This window comes from Veillonella parvula, from assembly GCF_018366295.1.
Lineage (GTDB): Bacteria > Bacillota > Negativicutes > Veillonellales > Veillonellaceae > Veillonella > Veillonella parvula_P.
In genome coordinates this window covers 120,944-146,492 of the sequence record NZ_JAGZIJ010000002.1, presented here as the reverse complement: position 1 = coordinate 146,492, position 25,549 = coordinate 120,944, and the positions used below count along the sequence as shown (strand labels likewise).

The following is a 25,549-nucleotide window of genomic DNA, read 5'->3' as shown; positions in this document are numbered from 1 at the left end:
ATAGACCAACAAGCCTATGGTACATGCAGTAGGTGTTGGCTATATCTACCTTTTTTGTTTTGAAAGCAATATGCCATTTTAGATAGAAGTATATTATTTTAACAGATAATTATAAATTAGTTTTCTAGCAGGCTTTTATATACTCGTCTTACATTAGGAAACCATCTATTTGTTTTAGGAGGTTATATGAAACGTATTATACGGAAGTACGGACCGCCTATTTTTCACTGTATTAATGACTTTGGTCAAGGTTCGCTGGCGGCCCTCATACCGTTTTTTATCGCTAACTTTGGCCTTAATTATTATCAATCGGCTTCCATCATTTTCTGTAATACCGTGGTGGCTTCCGTGGCACAGCCCGTATTGGGCTATGTGGCAGATCGGTGGCGCGTACCCTGGTTTATTCCCGTTGGGTTTACGGTGACTCTTGTGTCGATTAGCGCTATGGCATTGGCTACGAGTTACGAAATGATTCTTGCTTTGTCGCTCTTGGCCGGGGTAGGTGCTGCGTTATTCCATCCTGAGGCAGCTCTACTGGTAAATCGTACGCAATCTCATGAGCTTGGTAATGCTATGGGGCGCTTTGCAGTCGGTGGTAGCGCTGGCTTTGCACTTGGACCTCTCCTCGCTGGGGGTGTATATGTCTTTGGGGGACAATTCCTTTGGGTATTTACGATTATCGCGCTACTCGGCGTATTGCTATATCTCTATGCCTTTATGGGCGAGGGTGAAGCTGATACCGCTGATACTGCTGATACTGGTAACCGTGAAAGTCATTCTAAGGTTCTTAGTACTGCTACAAATGATTGGGCGAGCTTTGGTAAGTTATTTTTTGTGATTGCCTCTCGATCTATACTCTTCTCTGTATTGGCTATCTTTATTCCTATTTTGTATATTACCGTTATTAATGGTGAAGCTAGTGCATCTAGTTTGGCCCTTACTGCGTACTTTGCGATGGGGGCCGTTCTTACCTATATGGGAGGGGCTTTATCTGATAGACTTGGATTTCTTAAAACTGTACGCTTAGGTAATCTGATTTTCTTGCCTTCTGTTTTAGTATTTATATTTGTGTCTAATATTTGGGGCTTCTTTGGCGCCATGATACCGATGGCCTTTGGTGTGTTCTCACAATACGGGCCAATTACGGTGTTAGGTCAAAAATACCTTGCTAAAAATGCGGGCTTTGCATCTGGTATTACGCTAGGTTTTGGCATTACCTTAGGTGGCCTTGTGGCACCTTATGTAGGACATCTAGCAGATATTTATGACGTACAAACGGCATTGATGACACTGATCCCTGTAGGGGTTATAGGCTTGCTTATGAGCTTCTGGTTGAAAGAACCAAAATAACATCAATGCAATAGGGTCATATTAAAGACATAATAACATGTAAGTAGCAAAATCGTATAAAAGAACTAAAATAGAATATTTTGATTCGATAAAATGTCAATACATGGGAGGTGACCATTGGTCACCTCCCATTTGTTTACTTTAATAAACCAGTTATCTATATTGGATATAGTAAGACTTTGATTTTCTATATCTCAATATCTTTACTTGATATATGTTTTAACATATAATTAAGTAAAGATTTCTTCTAGTATTAGGAGGAATGACATGGATACGTTTTCTGTTGTTTTTTATGAAACCCTAAGTGGAGATAAGCCAGCAAAAGTATTCTTAAATGAACTTTCAGATAAACAACGGGCTAAAACAATTCGAGATTTAAAGATACTTGAATTATATGGCAATCGTTTAAGGGAACCGCAGTCTAAATATTTAGAGGATGGTATTTATGAGTTGCGAACGAAGCAAGGTTCAAATATCTCAAGAATATTGTATTTCTTCTTTGTGGGAAGGCGAATTGTATTAACTAATGGTTTTGTAAAGAAATCTATGAAAACACCTAAAAGTGCAATTGAACTAGCTATTAAATATAAAAATAATTATATTGAGAGGTATAGATAATATGGAAACGTTAGATCAATATTTAGAAAAGCAATTAGAAAATCCGAAGTTTAAAAAAGAGTGGGATGCTTTAGATGATGAATACCAAATTATTCAGAATATAGTTGAGGCGCGATTAGCAGCACATATGACGCAAATGCAATTATCTGAGTTAACAGGTATTACACAGTCTGATATTAGCAAGATTGAAAATGGCAATGGAAATCCATCTTTGAAAACATTGCAGAAAATAGCCCATGCGTTTGGGAAGAAACTAAAGATTGAATTTGTATAAATACTTTCACAGAATCCGAACATTGTTGTATAATAAAAATGAATTGTTTCGACTGTTATATGGAGGATATAGATATGGCAACTAGTATGGTTATCGGCACTCAATGGGGTGACGAGGGGAAAGGTAAAATTGTTGACTGGATCGCAGAACGTGCGGATGTTGTGGTGCGCAGTCAAGGTGGTAATAACGCGGGTCATACTGTTGTAGTTGATGATAAAGCGTTTGCACTTCGCCTTTTGCCAAGTGGTATCTTATACGATAATAAACAAAATATTGTGGGTACTGGTGTTGTTATCGACCCTAAAGTTTTGTTACAAGAAATTGAAGGCCTTGAAAAGCAAGGCAGATCTGCTAAAACCCTTCAAGTTTCTGACCGTGCACATGTCATTATGCCATACCATATCGCTCTAGATACTGCGGAAGAAGCATCTAAAGGGGATGCTAAAATCGGTACTACTAAAAATGGTATTGGTCCTTGCTACGCTGATAAAATCAATCGTATCGGCATCCGTATCTGTGATTTGTATGATATGGAAACATTTAAACAAAAATTAGCGTACAATGTAGAGTTCAAAAATAAAATGCTTACTAAGGTATACGATGCTGAACCTGTTAGCTATGATGAAATCTTAGCGGATTACATCAAATACGCTGAAGCCTTGAAACCTTATGTAACAGATACTAATGCGGCTGTTCTTAAAGCTGTAAAAGAGGATAAAAAGGTATTGTTCGAAGGTGCTCAAGCTACTATGCTCGACCTTGATCATGGTACATATCCATTTGTAACATCCTCTCATCCAATTGCAGGTGGTGCTTCCACAGGCGCTGGTGTGGGTCCTAACTACTTGAAAAACATCTTCGGTGTAGTAAAAGCTTACGCTACGCGCGTTGGTGCAGGTCCGTTCCCTACAGAGCTTCTTAACGAAACTGGCGATAACCTTCGTGAACTTGGTCATGAGTTCGGCACTGTAACGGGTCGTCCTCGTCGTTGTGGTTGGTTAGACCTCATGGTTGTAAAATACGCAGCAGGTCTTAACAGCCTTGATTATTTGGCTATTACTCGCTTGGATATTCTTGATACTTTCAAAGAATTGAAAATCTGCGTAGGCTACAAATTAAATGGTAAAGACGTAGAAGGCTTCCCAGCTAACTTGAAAGATCTTGAAGCATGCGAAGCAGTGTACGAAACATTGCCAGGTTGGGAAACTGATATCTCTGGTATTCGTGAATACGATAAATTGCCTGAAAATGCTCGTAAATATGTAGAACGCATTGCTGAAGTAACAGGTGTACCTTTGGGTATCGTATCCGTTGGCCCTAACCGTAGCCAAACTATCGACTTAGTAAATGTATTCTAAGCTATACTAATTTGATATAATAGGAAATTTGTATTTGGTAGCATTGATATAATATTATACATTTTAATATTTTTTGCTATGCAATCGATTTATAGAATTATACAGATATGACCCCTCGTAGAGGGGTCTTTTGTGTTGAATAGATGTAGAATATAAACGTGGATACTCTATATCTAATCCTTTAGGTTGCTACAGTAGTGCGGTATATCGAAGTATGCTATATAGTTATTAAAGTGTGAGTATATCGAGAAATATATAATAAATAATAGAATGCAATTGTTATATATACAGAAAAATGTATATTCAGATAAATCTATAAAATGAAAATTTGTTTAAAATATTCATTTTATACAAAGAAATACGTGCTTAAATTAGTTTATAATAAGACGAAATTTACTTATCTATAATTTTTTTGTATTCATAATAAATTATTAAGATACAAATATAAAGAAAAAAATAGATTTACATTAAGAAATAGTATATAATAGTACCAAGAAGTAGATTGATATTTTTTGATAAGGATCTGAGGAGTTAAAGATATGGTTGAAGTTTCTTACGAACGTTTAGCGACGATTTTTAAGGCATTAAGTGATGAAACAAGATTACACATCATCGATATGTTGTCTTGCAATGAATTATGTGCAGCCGATATTTTAGCGAGCTTCAATTTGTCTCAATCTACGTTGAGTTACCACATGAAAATCTTAATTGATGCAGGTGTAGTCAACTCTCAACGTAATGGTTTATGGACGCGTTACTCCATTAATGAAGCTACATTTGCCGATATTTTAGATATTCTCCCTCAATTATATAAAACTAAAGATGAGTGCATTTGTGCGCAGATTAAATACTGCCGCATTTCTGAGCACGAAAAAGAAGCATAACAATGAGACGTTGGATTATGCATGTTGATATGGATGCATTCTTCGCGTCCATAGAACAACTGGATCATCCAGAGTATAAAGGCCACCCCGTAATCGTGGGTGGTCTTTCTTCACGTGGTGTTGTAGCTACCTGTTCCTATGAGGCTCGAAAATTTGGTATTCACTCTGCGATGCCAATCTCGAGAGCTAAGAAACTCTGTCCTGATGGCATCTATGTATATCCTCGGATGGATCGATATAAAGAAGTGTCGAACCAAATTTTTTCCATCATGAAAGAATTCACCCCTTATATTGAGCCTCTATCTATTGATGAAGCCTTTCTTGAAGTGAGCGGCATGTCTACCATGTATAGTGGTCCTAAAGCTCTAGGACAAGCCATTAAAGATCGTGTATTCGAGAAAACAGGACTTATTATCTCTGCAGGCTTAGCACCCAATAAATTTCTTGCTAAATTAGCCTCTGATTTAGATAAGCCAGATGGTCTTGTGGTCATCCCATACGGTCGTGAAAAAGAGGTGCTAGCTCCTTTGCCTATTAAACGTATTTGGGGTGTTGGCCCTCGGACAGAGAAAATTTTGAAAGCTGGTGGCTTTCATCTGATACGTCATATTCAGTCTTTGCCTGATGAAAGCACTTTAATTCCTCTTGTGGGAAATCAGGCAAAGCGCATATGGGAACTTGCGAATGGTATCGACGATAGACCTGTTGAAACAGACCGAAAGATACAATCGATTGGCGCTGAGGAAACCTACGAAGAAGATCTCACAGAAGGCCGTGCTATTGAATTAGAATTTAGGTACTTTGCAAACCGTTTATCGAAACGGCTTCGTAGACGTAGCCTTTATGGACATACTGTATCTATCAAGGTTCGGTATGATGATTTCACTACCGTATCACGGCAGAAGCGGCTAGATACGCCGTCAGATCATGAGCATGTATTTTTTGAAACTGCGCTGCTCTTGTGGAATAAGCTCATGCAAGATAAAACGAGTAAGAACCCGAAAGGTACAAAGAAAGACGTAGAAGCACTAGGGGCAACTATGAAAGTGAAATCTACTGATTTTAGATATAGTAGTTCTAAAGATAATCGTTCTAACCATATTGGTTCTAATTATAGTACTTCTAAATATAGTAGTTCTAGTGAGATTACTTTTATGGATCCGCCTGGTCCTATCCGTTTATTAGGCCTTACTGTGAGTGGCCTCGATGAGGAGGTTCCTATGCAGGACAGTCTCTTTGAATCCCCACAGGATAAAACAGAGGATAAGCTATCTAGTGTGTTAGACTCCTTAGAGGCTAAATTTGGTGAAACCGCTGTCATGAGTGGGGCGTTATGGCAACGCTTTCACGGAGACAATGGAATACGCAGAAAATGGTCAGAGTTGAAAGCGGCAGTGGATGCACAGCCTGATCAAGAGGATGGGGAGTCTATTAATGTTGATGTAGTCTCAACTAAAGAGGCTAATCGGTCTACAATTGCAGACACACACCCATCTATTGAAGGACCTAAAAAGACCGTCAAAAAGGACTTATAAAGATTATATTGAATACTTTCGCTAATATAATTGTTCGTGTTACAATATGGGTGTAGTGTTAATAAATTACCGCAAGAGAGGTATAGATATGAGTTTATTTCGTGTGGCCATTCATTATGGCGTAAACAGCAATGGTTTCTTGTCCTATGATACAGAAACAAAAACAGTGTCCGTAGATTTACCTGAACAAGAGTGGGTGGATAAGGTAATCGCTTACTTGAATAATGAACATGCTATTGAGCATGCTACAGGTCTTGATACGTATGAACGATTGACCGTAAAACCATTAGAATCTTTGGATAATCTTAAGTTAGCTTTAACACGTATGTGGGAAGCAATCGACGTACAAGTTGATTGGAGTCGTCCGGCATAAATTGAATGAAAACACCTTGTGATCTACAAGTTAGTAGAAACAAGGTGTTTTTTGTTTTGCGTATTTTTGTAGGTACATCTTAACAGCATTTAAATATATAGCATTGAAATTCTCATTTTAAAATTATAAATGATATCGTGTATACAAAATTTATAAAGGTTTAGGGTTGTTCTGTTAAAAAAATTATGATATTCTAATTACAGATTAATGAATAATAATTATCCGTTAATAATTTTTATCGTAATTGAGATATATGATTTAAAAATTATGTAAAGTAAATTACTTTCATTTTGATCTCTAAGTAGGAGTTTGTAACATGAATAATGAAAAGAAACTAACAACCGCCTTTGGCGCTCCCGTACCAGATAATCGCAACTCTGCTACAGCAGGTAAACGTGGTCCTGTATTGATGCAAGATGTTTGGCTCATGGAGAAATTAGCTCATTTTGAGCGCGAAGTGATTCCTGAACGCCGCATGCATGCTAAAGGATCCGGTGCATTTGGTACTTTCACAGTAACTAACGATATTACAAAATATACGAAAGCAAAAATTTTCTCTGAAGTAGGCAAGCAAACGCCGTTATTCGTGCGTTTCTCCACCGTTGCCGGTGAGCGTGGTGCGGCCGATGCAGAACGCGACATTCGTGGCTTTGCCGTAAAATTTTATACGGAAGAAGGAAACTGGGACCTCGTAGGTAACAATACACCTGTATTCTTTATCCGCGATCCATTGCAATTCCCTGATTTGAACCGCGCTGTAAAACGGAATCCGAAAACAAATCTTCGCGATGCGACAGCAAATTGGGATTTCTGGACTAGCTTGCCAGAGGCGATCCACCAAGTAACAATCGTCATGAGTGACCGTGGTATTCCTAAATCCTACCGCACAATGCATGGTTTCGGCAGTCATACATACAGTCTTATCAACGAAAACGATGAGCGCGTATGGGTTAAATTCCATTGGGTTTGCCAACAGCCGATTGAAAATCTTTCCGATGCTGAGGCGGCTAATGTGGTAGCTAGTGACCGTGAAAGTCACCAACGTGACCTCTTTGAGGCTATTGAAAAAGGCGATTTTCCTAAATGGAAATTATGCATCCAAGTGATGACGGAAGAACAAGCTAACAATATGCCGTACAATCCATTCGATTTAACTAAAGTATGGTATCATGACGAATTCCCATTGATTGAAGTTGGTGTGATGGAACTTAATCGCAATCCAGAAAATTATTTCCAAGATGTAGAACAAGCTGCATTTGCACCAACAACTATCGTTCCTGGTATCTCTTTCTCTCCTGACAGAATGCTACAAGGTCGTTTGTTCTCCTATGCGGATGCGCAACGCTATCGTCTAGGGGCAAATTATTATCAAATCCCTGTTAATGCCGCTAAATGTCCTGTAAATATCTATCATCGTGATGGTCAAGGACGTATAGATGGAAACCATGGGTCTACAATTGGCTACGCACCAAATAGCTTTGGTGAATGGGCTGAACAACCGGAATTCAAAAATCCTCCTCTCGACGTATCTGGCCCAGCCTACCAATATGACTTCTATGAAGACGACTCTGACTTCTTTACACAACCAGGTAAACTGTTCCGCCTCATGAGCCCTGAACAACAACAAGTCTTATTTGATAACACCGCAGCAGCTATGAATGGCGTACCTGATTTTATCAAAGAACGTCATGCAAAACATTGCTACCAATGTGATCCTGCTTATGGTGAAGGCGTTGCTAAAGCCTTGGGTATGAATATTGATTTCAGCGATGTAAAATAAGATTAATGATACTATTTAAACAATATTAAAATAGTTTATCTAAACAATACTAATGCGATAAAAGAACTCCCTTAAACTAACACGAAGCCCCTCCTTGCTATATAGCTCATAGTAAGGAGGGGCTTTTGTTGTGGAGAGTGTATTTAAATATTACTAATCAAATTTTTTACTTGTTAAGTCTTGATACATGAGCTTAGCAATTTCATATTGTGGATCACCCGGTTGTAGCTGGTGTGTCGGTAGTTTAAATACGGTTTCAGCTATTTCACTTTTCTTGATATCGATGCCTTTTACATCTTCAGAACGACTTATGGAAATCGTATGCGTTGTTGGGTTTATGAAGTACGCATTTACATCGATGCTGAAAGCTTTATTTTCGTCCTTTCTCATGATTGTACGTAGAATCATGGCTGAAATAGCAGTAGTATCATTTTTTTCACCTAATAGTTGCTTAGATGTATAGTCCACATAATCTGCATAGACATAAATATCGCCGGGCTTGGCCTTGTCGTAATCTTGTGTGTAGGCCTCTACTAAACGCAAATCGAGTTGTCTCCCAAATGGTTGAGAGAACATTTCGCTTTGTAATGCTCGTGTTTCATTAACAGGTGGATACATAGGTATTGCTTTTAAACCTTTTAGCATATCCGCGCGAGTTTCATTTTTTCGTTTAGCACGACGTTCCGCACTGACCTTGTCTAAGCGTTCACGCTCCTTTAACATGGCCTTTTCTTGTTCTTCTTTAGTTTTGTAGGTCTTTACGGATACAACACGGTTACCGGTCATAGTGACTGTCGAATAGATGGGCTTATCTTTAGTAGGCTTTCCCTTAGAAGCAGCAAGAGTAGATTGGACCATAGCCGGTGTTGCACTTTCGATAGATTTTTTTAGCTCTGGAAGATTGGAGTAATCCATATCAACCATAGCAGTATCTGTGTTTTCAGTAGATCGCATAGGGGTAGCACCATATGCAGATGATATAGCTAATATAGCTAATAGTGAACTGGCAATAATTGATCGTTTACATAGTTTCATTACATATACCTCTCTTTAGTAAGAAATCTCTAATACCATCAATAGCTGTATTATAGCATAGTTTTTGCATAGATAGATTTAAAACTGTACTTATTAACTCCTAAAAGAGCCTAAGCAACTATCTGAATCGAATCGATTTATGGTATGGTGCATAGGATCTTTTTTTGCTTTTAGAAATATACAAATTTTAAAAGGATTTTAGTATAACTATGTAGAATTATATGATGTGTTGAATTTACACGAAATGTTACATGTGAATAGGAGGCAGTTATGAAATCTAGTAGTTTGGCATGGTATGTGGCGGTGGCTTGTATTGGAGGAAGCCTTTGTATGGGGCCTGTGGTACAAGCGGATTCTCCGACTAATGTAAAAACAAATAGTCCTGTTTCTACTGCTGTTGTAACGCAGGCTCAACCAGCTCAGCCTGTTACTGTTACCGCAGTTAAGAATGATGGAGTTAGTGCTACAACTAATAATACAGTAACTAATAATGCAGTAACTAATGATGTAGCGGCACAGGAAGCCCTCAAGCAAAAGCAACAGTACCAAGCCGAAACTGAAACGATGGGCTTGCTATGGATGCGTATCTCTGCAGAGTACAGAGCGCTAGCGTATCAAGGGTATAATGTGGCAATGAATACCGTTAAGATGGCCGTTACTGATCCATCTCATCAAAGAAAACCTTTAGCTATCGTTCTTGATGCGGACGAAACCGTAGTGGATAATACCAAGTTGATGGGTGAAAGCATTGTAAATGGTAATGGCCGTTTTGATGCTCCCTGGTGGCGTCAAGCCGTGCATCAAGGCAAATCGCAAGCCATGCCTGGCGCCGTTGAATTCCTAAATGAAGTACATAAACAAGGGGTAGAAATCTTCTATGTTTCAAACCGTTACGCACCTGTAAACCTTGATGTAACGATACAGAACTTTAAAGAACTAGGATTCCCATCTGTCGATAAAGACCATGTACTACTATTCGAAAAAGACTCTGACAAACAACCTCGCTTTGATATGATTGCTAAAAAATATTATGTCATTCTATACATGGGCGATAACGCTGGTGATTTCCCAATCGGCACAAAAGGTAAGACACTAGCTGAAAGAAATAGCATCATCGATGCTCATAAAGAAGACTTTGGTACTACCTTTGTGGTATTCCCAAACCCTGCTTACGGATCTTGGGTAAGTGCATTAGCTAAAGGCTACCAAAACCTGAGCCCAGAAGAACAAAAACAAGTGAATAATCAATATTTACAACAATAAGGACGTCTTGCGTATACTTTATTAAAAACGATATAATAAAGTGTACATGCGTCTATAGCTCAGTTGGATAGAGCGGCAGTTTCCTAAACTGCGTGTCACTGGTTCGATTCCGGTTAGGCGCACCAATTAAAATCTATTAGACATAAGGCTTTAAATGCCTTGTGTCTTTTTGTTTTACCATTTAATATTGTTATAAATAGGTAACCTTGTATTTATAGTCTATTTTTTATATTATAAAAAGATTGATAGTATTTTTGTATAATGAAGGGTGTAAATAAACAATTTGTACAATTAATTATTATGGACCCATTTAGGAAGGATAATATAGTGTTAGAAACGAAGTTATATAATGAAGATTGTATAGTAGCAATGAAAAAAATTGATACAAATTCTATTGATCTAATTATCACAGATCCTCCTTATAATTTGGGAAATTTTATGAGAAACCGCGATACGAATCTTAGTAAAATGAGAGATAATTTTTTTGGATCAGCAGGCTGGGATGATATGGACTTTTCGGAATGGGAAAAATCTATGGATTGTTTTTTTGAAGAGTCAGCTAGAGTTATAAAAAAGGGCGGTTCAATGATTGTCTTTATGGCTATTATAAAGGTAGAGACAATTATAAGATTAGCTCAGAAGCATGGATTTTATTATAAAACAACGGGGATTTGGCATAAAACTAATCCTATGCCAAGAAATATGAACCTACATTTTGTGAATTCTACAGAGGCTTGGATATATTTTACGTATAAAAAGAGAACGGGTATTTTTAATAATCAGGGAAGACTTATTCATGATTTTATCGAAACTTCGGTTACCCCTAATGGTGAGAGACGATATGGGAAGCATCCTACGCAGAAACCCGAAATTCTAATACAACACTTTATTGATGTTCTATCTAATGAAGGGGATTGTGTACTTGATCCATTTATGGGAAGTGGAACTACAGGTGTTGTAGCACAGAAAAATAATCGACAATTTATTGGAATTGAGTTAGATAAAAAGTATTTTGATATAGCTGTTTCTAGAATAAAAGGATGACTTATGGAACCAACTGTTATAGATTTATTTGCAGGCGTAGGAGGACTTTCATTGGGATTTGAGATGGAAGGGTTTGATATATTATTAGCAAATGAGTTTGACCAATCAATTGCGACTGCATATAAGGAGAATCATAAGAGTACAAACGTTGTTGTGGGCGATATAACGTCTTTAGATTTGAGTAAAGTATTTGGAGAATATGTTAATAAAATAGATGTAGTAATAGGTGGACCACCTTGTCAAGGATTTTCACAAAAGGGTAAAAGAAAAACAATAAATGATGAAAGAAATTTTTTATTTAAACATTATGTTGAAGTAGTAAAATTCGTAAAGCCTAAGTATTTTGTAATGGAGAATGTTCCTAATTTATTAACAGCAGAGAAAGGTTTCTTTCTTAATGAAATTAAGGGGTTGTTTAAGGGCTATGGATACTCTATACGATATGGCGTTCTGAATGCAGCAGACTATGGGGTACCACAAAATCGTAGAAGAGCCATTATTATTGGAAAATATTTAGCGACTCCACCTGAATTGCCCCTACCTTGTAAGCAAAAGGTCACTATTTGGGATGCGATAAGTGACTTAGCATATCTTGAATCTGGTGAAGGTGAATTTGAACAGGAATATCGAAATTCACCTAAGAGTGATTATGAAAAGAAAATGCGTAAAGGATCTAAAATCCTATATAATCATATGGCAACAAAACACTCTGCATTGGCATTAGAGCGTTTATCATTGATTCCTCCAAATGCGGGGAAAGAAATACTTCCGAAGGAACATATTACGAAGTCTGTATATAGTGGGACTTGGAGTAGAATGAAACAGAATGATGTAGCAGTAACAATAACAACTAGATTTGATACTCCTTCCTCTGGAAAATTTACTCACCCATTTTTAAATAGAGCTATTACCGTCAGAGAGGCGGCTAGATTACAATCTTTTCCTGATACTTTTAAGTTTATTGGCAGTAAAATGTCCCAAATGAAGCAAGTTGGAAATGCTGTTCCGCCGTTATTAGCTAGAAAAATAGCACGTGTAATTATGAATGATATAAAGAGAGATAATAATGAATAGACCAAACCCCTTGAATATATATCCTGATATTGATTTAAAATTAGGTATAAAATCTTCATTCCCTAATATTAAAAGTGCTTTAGCTATGATTATTTTCCTATGGGTCGTTTCTGATTCTCCAGGAGAATTAGAGTATTCAGTTCAGGATAAGGATCAGATTATTTTAACTAATGATTTAAATGAAAAAATAATTAGTATGATAGATACTTTTGAAATTATAAGTATTGATAAAGATAATCTATTGAGTAATCTTAATGCAAACCCAATATTTACAGCGCAAATAGAATCTTTAATTGTTGCTTTTGAGTTGATTTGGAGATTGGCTAAAGTTGAATTTTTAGATAGTTCTAAGCCTTATAGTGCTGAAAGAACTGGAAGGGTTAGATACCCTAAAAAATTAATATATACAATCAATATAGACATTATTAATTCTTTGATTGAAACTGATAGAGAGTTATATTTAGGTGTGTTGTTATATTGGTTGGGTATTGAAAAAGATTATAGTCAACAAGATAATTATGCTAACCGTTTGAAACAAGCAGAAAAGAATTTGATAGAGTTAATAACGGTATTATCTGAACCTGCTGTATTTAAACTTGTAGATAATAATAAGGATATTATTTTTAATTTGGATAGCATATATAGAAAAATTCTCGATGCTAATGGACCAATAGATATTAATGGTGATGAAGAGCCTAAGGGCTCATTAAGAATATTAAAGTCATTGTTAAAGGATAACTTAAATTCGTTTTTAGAGTATTCCAATAATGTAGTTGATATTGTGCCTGATAAAGATATTGATTTACAGAAATATGAGAGCAGAGTTAGATGTTTTTTGCGGTTATCTTCTAACAATATTAATATTAGTTACTCCAATCAATTTAATATAGACTCAGCTATTAGCTCAAAATTAGATGAGCCTATCTATATAGATAATAATATATCTAGACAAAGAATTTTTTTTGGCGCACCAGGGACAGGGAAATCTTATGCATTAAAGCTGGAAGCAGAGGCTCTAGTTAGCAATAATGATGAACAGATTGAAAGAATAACATTTCATCCAGATTATACATATGCAAATTTTGTAGGTTCTTATAAACCGATTATGAAGACAAGTAAATTTGATGGATTAGATGAAGATACGAAAAATGTTATCTCAGTATTACTAGATGAGACTAAGACTACACAAGAAAAATATGATACTCTTGTAGAAACCTTTCAAAATAATAATGATTTGACACGGTTACCTGCTCTTTTAGGATTATATTTTGATGATGAGTTTACAACGATTAAGCAAGATGGGACTCAGGCTGCTAAGAATAATTCAGTTGAACGAAATCATGGACGAGCATTAAGAAAATATGTCCAGTTGTTATCAAAAGATTCATATAAAGAAAAAATTTCATATGAATATGTGCCGGGTCCGTTTATGCGACTCTTAGTAAAAGCATTAAAAAACCCTCATAAACCTTACGTATTAATTGTAGAGGAAATTAATCGTGCTAATGTTGCAGCTGTGTTTGGAGATATATTCCAATTGCTTGATCGAAATGATAATGGGGAAAGTGAATATAGTATAACAACAAGTGATGATATGAGACACTTTTTAAAAAGCCAGCTTGTGGGCAAATATGATGTTAATACTATCAAAATACCTTCGAATATGTTCGTCTGGGCAACTATGAATAGTGCAGATCAAGGTGTATATCCTATGGATACAGCGTTTAAACGGCGTTGGGAGTTTTCCTATTATGGACTTGATGATGGAGAAGATAAGCTATCTGATCTTGGGGTACGGCCAAGATTTAAAGTCGGAAAATCGGACAAGTTGATTTCTTGGAATGGGTTGCGTAAGGCAATTAATGATGAGTTGTCTACTGAAAGTTATAACATTAACGAAGATAAATTAATGGGGCCATTTTTTTTGAAAGAATCTGCGTTACAAGATAATGATAGCTTTAATAAAACCTTTAAAAATAAGGTGTTAATGTACTTGTTTGATGATGTAGTTAAACAAAAACGTCGATTATTTTTTAAATGTGAAACTAGTAGTAGATATTCTTCTATTTGTAGTGCTTTTGATGAAGTTGGAATTGGAATTTTCCCCGAGGGAGTTGTTAATTCTAAATGGTTAAAGAACACAGAAGAAACAATAACTGAAAATAGTGAATCGAAGGTTGTAGAAGTATGAAGTCGGTTTACATCCGCGAAAGAAAACTTTATACAAAGTCAGAACTGATGGAGTTGTTTTCTGAGTTAGATGCTAATCAATTAAATATATTTATAAGTAATCTTAAGGCTTATGGGATTTTAAAGCTGGTTAAAGGAATATCTAAGCATTTAGAATTATCTAATCTTGTTATTTTAGATGATTATTTATTTTGGGAAAGTGATAATCAAGATAGTTCTTGTTATATCTTTAACTATGTAGGAATTATAATTGTTGATGGGTATTTGTTATGTTGTTATCCCAAGTATCTACTTTCACATGATAAGATAGAGGATAAAACTGAATGTAGGCAGTTATTAAAACAGGTTCTTAAGGTATTACATCGATATAATACAAATACTCAGTCTATACAATTATATTGTGAAGGTCTCCAAGCATCATCATTTAGTAGATTATCACTAATTATAGCTTTGTTAGATGATTATTTCCAAAATGGAATTTATATTAATACACAGAATGTACATGAATTTAATGGTGTTGGAGAAATTAATTGGAATCGAACTATTAACTTTATTCACCCCATGTGGCAAGAGGAAGAGCCTTATTATATAAATTTATGGACACGCAAAAATACAATTGATGATAAAAACTTCATTCAACGAATTCATGAGTGTTTGCTTACTCATTGTAGTCGTGAACTTGAAGAACTAACATTACTTGAATTATTAGATATACAAGGTGTTGATTTGACAGATCTTTTGTTAGAGGATTTGGGCGATAAAGAATATCTTCTTCATCGTATTTCTAATGAACTTAATATTGAATTTAATTCGAGAAAACAGTATGTACTGAAGCTCATGTCAGCATTGATAATGGAATACTCATCTGTAAGTGAGGCTAATAATATCAATTTATTTGGGACTAATAGTTTTAATCTAGTATGGGAATGTGTTTGTGCAGATGTTTTTGATAATAAGTTGAAAGTACCTTTATCATCATTACCTTTACCACAACCGGTAAAGATTCCTAATAATATATTAGATACTAAACCTAAGACTTTACAGGATTTAATAGAACGCCCCAAATGGATATCTACAAAGAATAATATTGCTTTTTCAGATACTCTTATACCTGATTTGATCTCTGTAGAGCAATATGGGAATGGATATAGCTTTGTTATATTAGATGCTAAGTACTATACAATACGATTAGAAAATAATAAGATAAATGGTCAACCAGGAATTGGGGATATCACAAAACAATATTTATATCAATTAGCCTATAAAGATTTTATTGAGTTAAATGAAATACAACATGTAAAAAACTGTTTTTTGATGCCTACGGAAAAAGATGATATTACTCATATAGGCTATGCTCAGTTAGAGATGCTCAATAAAATAGGTTTAGAATGTATTCAAGCGCGAGAAATTCCTGCGCATATAATGTTTGAATATTATTTGCAAAGAAGAAAAATGGCTATTAGCAGATTGCATTTGTAAAAGTAAAATTATATCTTGATATTGAGATATTTTATTCTTAATACGTGTTCCTAGTTTGATTTTTAGCTGAGTGCATAAAGGCCATATTTATATTTCATGATCAATTATTTTAGAGGGAGTATATTGTTATTATGGGTGATTAATATGATAGAAAGTATTATTTATGATTTTAATTGGACTCTTATTATAGCAATATTTAGCTGTTTTATTTCGGTAGTAAGCTTGTACAATAGTTGGAGATCTCGTACAAACAATGAAAAGTTTTGGCTGAAAGAACAGTATTATAAATCACTTAGTGAAGCAGTAAAGATAGAGTCTAGCTATGACAATATATTTCCTGATGAAAATAGAAGTTTAATTATGATTCATAATAAATCTGATTTTAAAGTATATGATGTTATTGTCCTTCAAGGCTTGAATAATATGGATATATTTAATGGGCAATGCACTTCAAAAGCTTGCTATATTAGGGAGATACGTGGGCAGTGCCGAGAATACTTTACGATGCAATATCGAGGACTAGGAATGTCTAAATTTTTAGTGGTTGGCGTATTTTTTAGAGATTTTCAAGGAAATGAATGGTATAGAGATAGTTATGGAATAACGAAGGTGGGGGACGGTTATAAAGAAAAACTTTCTAAATTGAAGTTAATAACTCCACCATATCCTTATAAAATAGATAATCGATGATTGCGTTTAAGAATTTTAAATTGAAATTATAATTTATGTATTTAAGCTATAAAATAAAGTAGCTGTCATTAGGAAAGTCTAATGACAGCTACTTTTGTAGGCAAGCTACTCTTTAAGAAACAGATATCTGTAAGGGGCTAGCCCTTGTCTATATCTATATTATAAATGGGCTTTACTCAAACGTCAATTCGGCTTTGTGAATTTAGAAATAATCTCCTGATCAAGTCGATCTAATGTAGATGTAGATAACATTAATTGGTATAAAGGGTGTGATTTATACTGAGGAGAAATAATTCGTGCTTTACTAATAGTCGTGATATCTTCTACTTTTAAAAAGCTAGACTGTAAAAGCTTAGGGGAGGATTTGTAAAAGTTATCAAATTTTTTTAGTGATATTAGTATTTGTTTTAGAGTATTTCGTAATTCAATATCTTCATCTGATAAATATGTCATGGCATGATTGATGAAGTTAGTACAATTAGGAAGTATTGTATCATATGCTCCTATAGCTGGTGAAATTGCTGTAAAGCCTCTAGTCTGTAATTCGGGATATATCATTCTAAATGGTTTCCAAAAGTTAGAGCGTTCTTTATCTCTAATTATAGTTTCTAAGTTATCTGCGAGTTCGTAACTGATGGATAATTGATGGGGATGGTATTTAGATGTTATTGGAACTACTGTTACTTTAGGATTGTTTTTGGGACTATTATTTAGTGCTACACAATAATGTTTATATCTGAATTCACTTAGAACATTATACCCAAAATTAACATAAAGAATTTGACCGCGTTTTATATTTGGAAGCTTTGTTTCACAATTTTTGTTTTCTAGAGGAATAAAATCAAGATATGTATTTAGCCAATCGTCGAGTTTTTTAAAATGCACATGTGAATTTCGGGAGATGGAATCTAACTTCTGAACTATACTTTGAATAGACATATTCATCACCTATTTTATAGTTTGAAAATAGTATTAAGAATATTATATTGTTATAGTAGCGGATTATTTATCACATTTCAATATGTATTTAAAATCTTTTGCGGGTACTAATTTATGATACTGGTGTTATTCCTAAAAATTATACTTTTGAATATAAAGGGAAAGTAAGATGAGTATATTAAATACAAGATAAAGGAGAGTCTTCTTATTATTAAGTTATAATTATAATCAATAGATACACTCGTATTAAATAGATATATGATGAAAATTGTATATCTATTTATAGTTAATAGATATCACTGGTTCGATTCCGGTTAGGCGCACCAGTATAGAAGGGGCTGTACTTTTATTATAAGTATTCCTTAATAATGATATAATTAAGATACATATTAAGACATTTATTAAGATATGTATTACATATAAGTAGCAGTGTATAGTGGAGAGTGGAGAGTGGAGAGTGGAGAGTGTATATGAGCTTTTACAATTGGATTCAAGAAAAACTGTTTGATGATTACGAAGAATGGCGTTTGAAGTGCTCTGATTATAATCGAAATGGTTTTAATATAGTAGGAATAGATAATACCTTAAAGGCTATGCATGATGGATTTTCTATGTACGTGGAGGTATACCCACCTCATGCCATCGATGGATGTACAGCCATGAAAGCACGTGTAAGTAAAACGCAGGATGCAGTAGATTTATTCTTAGATATAGATGGTAAGACGTATCGTATGGCTGATGTAAGTTATCCTGATGCAGTGAAGATAATGCGGGCCTTTGTGAAAAAACGCAGAGTACCTGATTGTAGTTTGTGTGTAGAAGTAGCGTATCTAGATATAGAGCAGATGAAATCGACATTTACAGAGCTGGCAACGCTATTGCTAGGCGATGCTAAACAAGCTAAATCTTTTATGACCGAGGCTAAGTTGCGCTCCATGGAAGAATTAGAAGATAGCTGGTGGAACCTCTATGAGAAACTAGTCTCTAAAGGATATGCCGTAGAGTTAGACTATAAATGTGAACTAGAGGACTTTATTTATTATGTACAGATGTTAATACGTAATAAGTCTTTAGATGCTGGCGAAGATTTAGTTGTTGATACCGCTACACTAGATGAAGAGCAATGCATTACAGATTGGAGTACAGATCTTAATTCTACGTGGAAAAACTATAAGTTAGTAGATATGGACATAGGAACAGATAGCTTTGTGCTCATGGTACTTTCAAATGAGGAATTCAAAACAGCCCAAGAACTAGCGAAAGAATTATTACATAGAATCGATGTAGCTGAACGCTCGTGATATAACAGAAAATTATGATGAGTAGCGTGATTATAATGTAGGAGAGAGTCATATGAGTATTGTACGTCTACCAGAATATGAAGCAGAGTTTGAATCGGAAGAGTTTGAAATTTATGCATTGCCGCGCAGTGATGCGAATGGGGCTAGTCCTTATTTGGATAAGTACCATAGACCATTAGTATCCACCGATGCTATCCTAGATACACGAACTGGAGTACTTGACCGCAGCGAAGGTATTTTGACGTGGATTATTGATGGTCTTGAAGATAGATGGGGTTATTCTTTTGAGCCTCATGGGGTCTACAAATTGTTAGTTAAGAAAGCAAAACCTATAGAGGATTTAGGCTATATGCGCCCTTCTTGGAATAATCGCTATTATGTGCTTGCGGTGTTAGAGGAACATGCTAAACATAGCGAGTTGGAGGTGTTGTCAGCTTATTTGAAAACCCCTAAATACCTTCATACTGACAGGGGCGATTTCCTGTTAAATCGAGAGTATCAATACTATACATCTAGAATTGATGATTATGCTTTCACCCTTGATGTGGATGAGGGTTCTGATGAAAGCTGTACCGTAGCATTGGCGGCTTTCAATACAATCGAGAATTTCAAAGCATTTGAACAACGAATTAGTGCATATATTAGTGAGACATTGCTAGATCTTGCTAATGACTGGCTAGATAACGATGACCAAGACCCGATTACAGCGGACGTATTTGCCAAGCGTATTACTATGGGCGAATTGGCGTTTCGTAATGATGGCACCATAGAGGTCTATTATGACGACGATGATATCTTCTGGGGACACTGTATCATAGCCCATATTGATGCGGATGGGAACCCTGTTGATGCAGATATTGCAGGATAATCAATTAATGGAGCATCCTAATGAGAAAATCGGAATTAATGACATTATGGAATATTGAAAGCTGGTCTGTAGAACCGTATGGGGTTTACTTTGTATCTCGCCGATTTGGTACTAATCGCTTAGAGAATATAGGACAAGCCTTTCAAAATCTCAATATTAGTTGTACCGATTATACTGAGGCTGAGGTGCTTTCACTACCAATGTGGGGACAATTATATGTTCAATTAGATGAATTAGATCGATTGGCTCAGGAAGTCATACTAAAGGATATATCGCCAAAAGAGGATAAAGTGCTAACACTAATGGATATAATGCTGGATAAGTCAGGTTGTTACGATGCATTTGCACTAGGTTATGATATAGGTGAATCCCCAGCAGGACATCTATATGTTTTGGTTTCTTTTGATGAAAACTTTACGGCTCAACAAGATGTGATTTATGAAGCATTATAAAGTTGAAATATTATAGAGTTATTTTAAAGTGGCGATATGGGTGTAGTAGCCTAGCTTAAGATATAAACGATATACAGGAGAGATAATGGAAGATATATATAATCAAGTAAGAAGTTTCTTTGCCAATGACATTGATGTATATGGTTTATTTGATTCCGAAGCTATCAGCTGGATTGACTGGCGCGAGGATGACGAAGATGTGGTGAACTATTTTAATGACATAATGGATGAGCCTATCGACATTCAACCCGTTAGTAATGGCAAGCCCTATGGTGACGATATTATGCTACAAAAAGGCGATAAAGAACTCTTAATTCCTTACGGTGATGAGAAAGATCGGGATGTGACCATCAAATACTTCAACGACTTCGTTAAACCTGATTATGAGGTGCGTTGGTTTGTTGAAAGCCTTGGAAATGATACGCTCGGATTTACCGTGCTTTCAGGGGCAGAATGGTCCAAATTAGACGATGAATTTGGGGCGGATACGGTTCGCTACTATTTTGAGCCAATTGATCTTGAAAGTAATATGTTTAATCTCGACATGGATGAAGTTTCTGCATTATTAGAATTACGAGAAAATAATAGATGAAATAGAGAGATGAGAGAATCAATAAGAGGGAAGAATATGGATTATTTAAAACTATTGTGTGAAGATTCTAGCTTGGCAGCAAATTTTGATGCTCTATTTGATTTCTTTTTACTCGATGAACCTACAAAACGTGATGAGGTAGAGGGGCGATGTACCTTTTCCGTGGACGGAGTAGCTTTTGCTCGTGATGGTGCCGGTGGCGAATATCATCAATTAGAGGATGGCTCTATCGGATATATGAGTAGCGAAGGGGAATGTGGTCGTATAGCTGAAAGTGTAGATGATTTAATCCATTTGTTGGTGTATAGCATTTGCTGGCATGATTATTGTGACGCCAGCCAATATACGGACATATCTACTCTTGAAGCCTATGCCAATGAGCGACATGATCAAATCGCTTCTTATACAGAAATGGATGTATGGGAAACCGTTGTTCAGGTGCTAGGCATGCCTTTAGAAGCAAATGTGGCTGCTGAATTACAAAAATTCTATGACGCTGCACATCGAGCTCCTTTATATATTTGTTATTTCCATGAAGATGATGGAACCGTTACAGAATCACATAATCTGTTTTTCTAGACGTATTGTTTAAAAGGAGAATTATATGGCTATTGATGGAGTAAAAATCATAGATAGTGATGATGGCCATGATATTTATAATTTGATTGTTGAGCGCTATAGAGATGGTATCAGTATTGATACCATTGTTTCAGAAATTCTGGCTGAAGAGCAGAATTTTTGTACTGACGAATTCTATACAGAAATTTATTGGACTGCCGTAGCTTATTCGCTGTGGAAGATAGGTCATCTGCCGCAGGATATCAAAGAGAAAGCATTAGACATAATCGCGAAGGGCGCTCATGAGTTTTGGCTAGAAATTGATAGTAAGGCGCTCAAACAACGGCAAAAGGTGTTAGATACATTAGCCGTACAACTACAAAGTGAAAATCCAAAGCCTCTAAAGGTTCGTAAATCTAAAACAAAGCGAGAACCTCATTTTAAGGTGGGCGACGTATTAGCTGTTAAGTTTGAAAATGACTATGGTGCTGTCTTTGTATCTGACGTGGATCAATCACCGCGGAAAATCGAATATCATTTAGCCTGTACGCGACTTTTACAAGAAGAAAAACCTACAATGGAGCAGTTTTTAAATAGTAAAATCGCCTGCCGGAAAGATAATACAAATTTCGGTATCGATACAGATTGTTGGTTTAATCATAAAGACCTAGGCCTATTGCTAGACGATTTAGAAATCATAGGGAACGTCGAACTATATCCGTGTAAATTGTGGAAACTAGCACCAGCAGGCACGTTGGAAGATATTTATGAGGAGATTACAGATAATCCTAGGATAGGAAAACTGCGTCTCATAGACACCTATGAACTGGTGAAAAAGGTTATTCAGAAATAATTATGGGGTAAACGCATTAATAGGTGGCGTATATATAATGCTAAAGGTATAACTATAATGGATACTGTGACGAAACAATATATAGAAACTGTGAAAGTCAGTGATATACCGTGGCATCGGTTAACCACAACTTACGGTCGTGCCACAGATTTTCCTACAGAGCTTGATGTGTTGTGGAGCATGAAAAGTATTGATGCTGTTGATGCGGCTGGTGAGGCGTTAGCAATGAATATTGAGCACCAATCGACATTGTGGCATGCTACACCATTTGCTATGATTTTCTTGCTTCGTATTTTTAAGAAAGCCCTAGAAGAGAGAACTCAGAATGAAGTAGCTCATTATTTAGCAGAACAATTGGTAGACCTATTTACTGTGATTGCTGAGTGCATCCGAGATGGTCTCGTGCTAGAGCATGCAGATCCATTACCTCATTTTGTGGATATGCTTAACGAAGAATACCTTTGGTCTGAAGAATACGATGAAGACGAAGATGTTCTTAGATATGAGGAAGAAGACGTATTTCCTGATGATTTATTCTTTAGCTTCTATTACTACTCCCTGGAAGTGCTTTTATTAGCTATTCCGTTATTAGATAAATCTCATGAAGGAGAAGCTAATTTACTAGACTTACTGACAGAGATAGAGTACTAAATGAGAGATAGAGTACTAAATATCTAAAGGGATAGCAGATTATTACATATCTACTGAGATTACAGGATTAGGAGGTTATGGGCTATGGGATTAATTGCAAATTATAACTGTTTAAGCGATGCGAATTTAAAAGAACTTAAGGCGATGGGCTCAGAAGAAGAGGGAATCCTTGATAGCGTTGAAGAGTGGGGAGAAAATGATGAGTTATTGCTTGATATCGACAAGATGTGGGATGTACTCCATTTCGTGCTTACCGGAGTAGGAACTGACCATAAGGACGATAATAACCCTCTTAGCCAAGCGGTATTAGGCGTAACGGCTGTGGAGGATGTATCAGACTATGTAGCATATACAGAACACAATCATTTAGCCAATATCGTGGTGGCCTTAGAGAAGTTTGATATTGAAAATGCTCTGGAATCTTTTGATATGAAAGCCTGCAAAGAGGCAGAATTATATCCAAATATCTGGGACTACGATGAGGAAGAGGAAGAAATCAGAGACGAACTTCTTCATGATTTCGAGCAAATGAAACGCTTTTATAAACAAGTGCTTGAAGCTAATAGGCATGTGCTTGTATCGATTTGTTAAGTTCATAAAAGGAAATTATTATCATGGATAAAGCACGTAAAAAAGAGTTGCTGAAAGCTTATGCAGACGAGCAAAAGCAATCGTTTAAAGATAGTTTACCTATGGATGAAGAGTTGTTTTGGAATCTCTTTGATTATGTAGACGAGAAATTAGAGGAAAATGACGGTTGCGATCATAGTTTGACTTTCACTAGGGAATTCTTGGAAAAACAAAAGGTAGATGTAGAAATCGTATTAGACTGGATCGTCAACGAAGGTGGCGGTTGTGACTGCGAGGTTCTCTACAATGTAGAAGAGAGATTTGAAGAGTAATATCTATGTAATTGGGAAGGTTTTCGTATACAGCTTGTTTTTGACTTAGAGCAAACTGTAAGCAGTCTAATGTAAATTTATTTGTGATTTTGGTAACCAAGTAATCTTTGGTAAAAAATCATAGTATACTAGAAATGTTAAATACTGCCGGCGATATTAGCGATTTTGTCTAAGAAGCGCCGGCGTTTTTCGTCTGAGCTATTTTCTGTGCCAGCCAACTGGGTATGTGTAACCGGTTTAATGCCACAGGATTTCAGAACTTGATTTTTTAACACCTTGCCATAGTCCTGAATAAACGGCGTCAAAAAGGCGGGAGTATTGTGGGTGGTGATGATCCAGGCGGATTTTCCCTGTAAATGACCTATAAGCCCTCTTTTTCCATATGAATAGGCAAAGCCCGCTGTAAATACGCGATCAATAAAGCCTTTGAGCATTGCCGGCATACCACTCCACCAAATTGGGTAGATAAAGATGATTTGGTCTGCCCAAGTAATTAAGTTGCGATACTTTTCCATGTCCGGCACAGTGCTTAAATCTCGACGTTTGTGCGTATCATCAAATCGCAATATGGGATCGAACTGCTCCTCATATAAATCCAAGGTGTTCACATTGTGGTCTTTTGAAAGATTCTGTTGCACTACTTTCAGAATAGCGTCATTAAAACTTTGATGATTAGGATAGGTGTAAATGATTAAAATATTCATGGCTAGTTCCTTTCTATTTAATCATCGTCAGGTTGAGAGAATCTGTATAGTAAAATGGTAGCTATATTAAGTTAAAGTCTAGTGAAGAGCACCTATTCTAAACGTAAATAACGATAAATGTTGGGAAGAGTGTATTATTAATTCCTTCTGTTTGCGGGTGTTGTTATAAAGGTATATAGTATAGATATGCGGTGTATTTTATCGCATATCTATTTTTCTTTATAAGGAGGACGCTATGCAACACGTTCAAACCCGCAGTACTACGTCTGCGTTAGTACTCACAGCCGTATTGATTGCCCTCGCAACATTGTTTACCATGTACACGAAAATTCCAGTACCTGGCATTCGCGGCTATTTCAATGTAGGAGATGTCGTTATTATGACGTCAGCTCTATTATTAGGTCGAAAATATGGCGCCTATATTGGTGCTATCGGCCCGGCGCTAGCCGATTTATTTCTCGGCTATGTAGTCTTTGTACCCATCACCTTCGTGGTGAAAGGACTTGAAGGCTATCTTGTCGGTACTGTCTATAAAAATAAGACAACTACCTCTGCCTTAGCGGCAACTATCCTAGGTGGTATTATCATCGTAGCAGGCTACTTTATCGCTGAATACTTTGTATTCGACCTAGGCGTAGCCATTGCTAGTATATTGACGAACGCCATTCAAGCCGTTATGAGTGTCATTATTAGCATGATTTTATATGCTATATTACGGAGACGACTTGCGTAATAGTATACTTATTGGTATACGATGTAGAAAAAGATGTTAGTATAGTTAA

The 25,549-nt window shown here is 36.1% G+C and carries 27 protein-coding genes and 1 tRNA gene; 25 read left to right on the top strand and 3 right to left on the bottom strand.

The features are described 5' to 3' along the window. Positions 1-186: 186 nt before the first annotated feature. The 8 genes from KHY58_RS03700 (at position 187) to KHY58_RS03665 (ending at position 8,172) form a co-directional block, all read left to right on the top strand. Positions 187-1,350, top strand: coding sequence for an MFS transporter (locus KHY58_RS03700; RefSeq protein ID WP_278472072.1), 1,164 nt, complete (start codon positions 187-189; stop codon positions 1,348-1,350). Positions 1,351-1,617: 267 nt separating this feature from the next. After that, complete coding sequence (locus tag KHY58_RS03695) at positions 1,618-1,968, top strand: type II toxin-antitoxin system RelE/ParE family toxin (protein ID WP_278457824.1); 351 nt, start codon at positions 1,618-1,620, stop codon at positions 1,966-1,968. 1 nt (position 1,969) lies between these two features. Next, a complete protein-coding gene (locus KHY58_RS03690; RefSeq protein ID WP_012864952.1) occupies positions 1,970-2,242 on the top strand; it encodes a helix-turn-helix domain-containing protein in 273 nt (90 codons plus the stop codon). Between the two features lie 74 nt (positions 2,243-2,316). Further along, entirely contained in the window at positions 2,317-3,600 is a 1,284-nt protein-coding gene (locus tag KHY58_RS03685) for an adenylosuccinate synthase (RefSeq protein WP_278457822.1), read from the top strand. 539 nt (positions 3,601-4,139) lie between these two features. Beyond that, positions 4,140-4,484: an ArsR/SmtB family transcription factor gene (locus KHY58_RS03680; protein ID WP_004694570.1), complete on the top strand. Its 345-nt coding sequence runs from the start codon at positions 4,140-4,142 to the stop codon at positions 4,482-4,484. A 2-nt stretch (positions 4,485-4,486) separates the two neighbouring features. Continuing rightward, positions 4,487-6,019: a DNA polymerase IV gene (gene dinB, locus KHY58_RS03675; protein WP_278472070.1), complete on the top strand. Its 1,533-nt coding sequence runs from the start codon at positions 4,487-4,489 to the stop codon at positions 6,017-6,019. 88 nt (positions 6,020-6,107) lie between these two features. After that, positions 6,108-6,392 (top strand): hypothetical protein, encoded by a 285-nt coding sequence (locus KHY58_RS03670; RefSeq protein ID WP_004694573.1) that lies wholly within the window; start codon positions 6,108-6,110, stop codon positions 6,390-6,392. A gap of 316 nt (positions 6,393-6,708) precedes the next feature. After that, on the top strand, positions 6,709-8,172 hold the full coding sequence (locus KHY58_RS03665; protein WP_012864949.1) for a catalase: 1,464 nt from the start codon (positions 6,709-6,711) through the stop codon (positions 8,170-8,172). 153 nt (positions 8,173-8,325) lie between these two features. On the opposite strand, the gene KHY58_RS03660 is transcribed toward KHY58_RS03665, so the two are convergent. Continuing rightward, positions 8,326-9,207 (bottom strand): hypothetical protein, encoded by an 882-nt coding sequence (locus tag KHY58_RS03660; RefSeq protein ID WP_278472068.1) that lies wholly within the window; start codon positions 9,205-9,207, stop codon positions 8,326-8,328. A 270-nt stretch (positions 9,208-9,477) separates the two neighbouring features. On the opposite strand from KHY58_RS03660, the gene KHY58_RS03655 reads away from it, so the two are divergent. The 7 genes from KHY58_RS03655 (at position 9,478) to KHY58_RS03625 (ending at position 16,947) form a co-directional block, all read left to right on the top strand. Further along, positions 9,478-10,470, top strand: coding sequence for a 5'-nucleotidase, lipoprotein e(P4) family (locus tag KHY58_RS03655; RefSeq protein WP_278472066.1), 993 nt, complete (start codon positions 9,478-9,480; stop codon positions 10,468-10,470). Positions 10,471-10,518: 48 nt separating this feature from the next. Next, positions 10,519-10,595, top strand: a tRNA-Arg gene (locus KHY58_RS03650). A 202-nt stretch (positions 10,596-10,797) separates the two neighbouring features. Further along, a complete protein-coding gene (locus tag KHY58_RS03645) occupies positions 10,798-11,514 on the top strand; it encodes a DNA-methyltransferase (RefSeq protein WP_077708639.1) in 717 nt (238 codons plus the stop codon). Positions 11,515-11,517: 3 nt separating this feature from the next. Then, positions 11,518-12,588 carry a DNA cytosine methyltransferase gene (locus tag KHY58_RS03640; RefSeq protein WP_024062607.1) on the top strand — a complete coding sequence of 357 codons (1,071 nt, stop codon included), beginning with the start codon at positions 11,518-11,520 and terminating at the stop codon, positions 12,586-12,588. Beyond that, positions 12,581-14,779 carry an AAA family ATPase gene (locus tag KHY58_RS03635; RefSeq protein ID WP_077707800.1) on the top strand — a complete coding sequence of 733 codons (2,199 nt, stop codon included), beginning with the start codon at positions 12,581-12,583 and terminating at the stop codon, positions 14,777-14,779. The genes KHY58_RS03640 and KHY58_RS03635 overlap by 8 nt, the downstream gene beginning before the upstream one ends. Beyond that, the gene (locus KHY58_RS03630; RefSeq protein WP_278472059.1) at positions 14,776-16,257 is read left to right on the top strand and encodes an LlaJI family restriction endonuclease; all 1,482 of its coding nucleotides are present in this window, start codon (positions 14,776-14,778) and stop codon (positions 16,255-16,257) included. Before KHY58_RS03635 ends, KHY58_RS03630 begins: the two co-directional genes overlap by 4 nt. Before the next feature lie 144 nt (positions 16,258-16,401). Continuing rightward, positions 16,402-16,947 (top strand): hypothetical protein, encoded by a 546-nt coding sequence (locus KHY58_RS03625; protein WP_278472057.1) that lies wholly within the window; start codon positions 16,402-16,404, stop codon positions 16,945-16,947. 183 nt (positions 16,948-17,130) lie between these two features. Here the strand turns inward: KHY58_RS03625 and KHY58_RS03620 are convergent, their stop codons facing one another. Beyond that, positions 17,131-17,886 (bottom strand): type II toxin-antitoxin system PemK/MazF family toxin, encoded by a 756-nt coding sequence (locus KHY58_RS03620; RefSeq protein ID WP_278472054.1) that lies wholly within the window; start codon positions 17,884-17,886, stop codon positions 17,131-17,133. 470 nt (positions 17,887-18,356) lie between these two features. On the opposite strand from KHY58_RS03620, the gene KHY58_RS03615 reads away from it, so the two are divergent. The 9 genes from KHY58_RS03615 to KHY58_RS03575 all read left to right on the top strand — a co-directional run bounded on the left by KHY58_RS03615 (position 18,357) and on the right by KHY58_RS03575 (position 24,063). Further along, positions 18,357-19,187, top strand: coding sequence for a DUF6630 family protein (locus KHY58_RS03615; RefSeq protein ID WP_278472051.1), 831 nt, complete (start codon positions 18,357-18,359; stop codon positions 19,185-19,187). A gap of 52 nt (positions 19,188-19,239) precedes the next feature. Next, positions 19,240-20,055, top strand: coding sequence for a DUF2262 domain-containing protein (locus KHY58_RS03610; protein ID WP_278472050.1), 816 nt, complete (start codon positions 19,240-19,242; stop codon positions 20,053-20,055). 20 nt (positions 20,056-20,075) lie between these two features. Continuing rightward, on the top strand, positions 20,076-20,507 hold the full coding sequence (locus tag KHY58_RS03605) for a hypothetical protein (protein WP_278472047.1): 432 nt from the start codon (positions 20,076-20,078) through the stop codon (positions 20,505-20,507). Between the two features lie 85 nt (positions 20,508-20,592). Further along, the gene (locus KHY58_RS03600) at positions 20,593-21,099 is read left to right on the top strand and encodes a hypothetical protein (RefSeq protein WP_278472044.1); all 507 of its coding nucleotides are present in this window, start codon (positions 20,593-20,595) and stop codon (positions 21,097-21,099) included. 36 nt (positions 21,100-21,135) lie between these two features. Continuing rightward, positions 21,136-21,678: a hypothetical protein gene (locus KHY58_RS03595; RefSeq protein ID WP_120055055.1), complete on the top strand. Its 543-nt coding sequence runs from the start codon at positions 21,136-21,138 to the stop codon at positions 21,676-21,678. Positions 21,679-21,703: 25 nt separating this feature from the next. After that, entirely contained in the window at positions 21,704-22,510 is an 807-nt protein-coding gene (locus KHY58_RS03590; RefSeq protein WP_278472042.1) for a hypothetical protein, read from the top strand. 57 nt (positions 22,511-22,567) lie between these two features. Further along, positions 22,568-23,161, top strand: a complete 594-nt coding sequence (locus tag KHY58_RS03585; protein WP_038125659.1) for a hypothetical protein — start codon at positions 22,568-22,570, stop codon at positions 23,159-23,161. Between the two features lie 84 nt (positions 23,162-23,245). Beyond that, a complete protein-coding gene (locus KHY58_RS03580; RefSeq protein WP_105087238.1) occupies positions 23,246-23,752 on the top strand; it encodes a YfbM family protein in 507 nt (168 codons plus the stop codon). A gap of 23 nt (positions 23,753-23,775) precedes the next feature. Continuing rightward, positions 23,776-24,063 (top strand): DUF2695 domain-containing protein, encoded by a 288-nt coding sequence (locus KHY58_RS03575; protein ID WP_105087237.1) that lies wholly within the window; start codon positions 23,776-23,778, stop codon positions 24,061-24,063. A gap of 137 nt (positions 24,064-24,200) precedes the next feature. On the opposite strand, the gene KHY58_RS03570 is transcribed toward KHY58_RS03575, so the two are convergent. Continuing rightward, positions 24,201-24,767: an NAD(P)H-dependent oxidoreductase gene (locus KHY58_RS03570; protein WP_105087236.1), complete on the bottom strand. Its 567-nt coding sequence runs from the start codon at positions 24,765-24,767 to the stop codon at positions 24,201-24,203. Positions 24,768-25,002: 235 nt separating this feature from the next. On the opposite strand from KHY58_RS03570, the gene KHY58_RS03565 reads away from it, so the two are divergent. Beyond that, positions 25,003-25,500: an ECF transporter S component gene (locus tag KHY58_RS03565; protein ID WP_008602085.1), complete on the top strand. Its 498-nt coding sequence runs from the start codon at positions 25,003-25,005 to the stop codon at positions 25,498-25,500. Positions 25,501-25,549 lie beyond the last annotated feature (49 nt).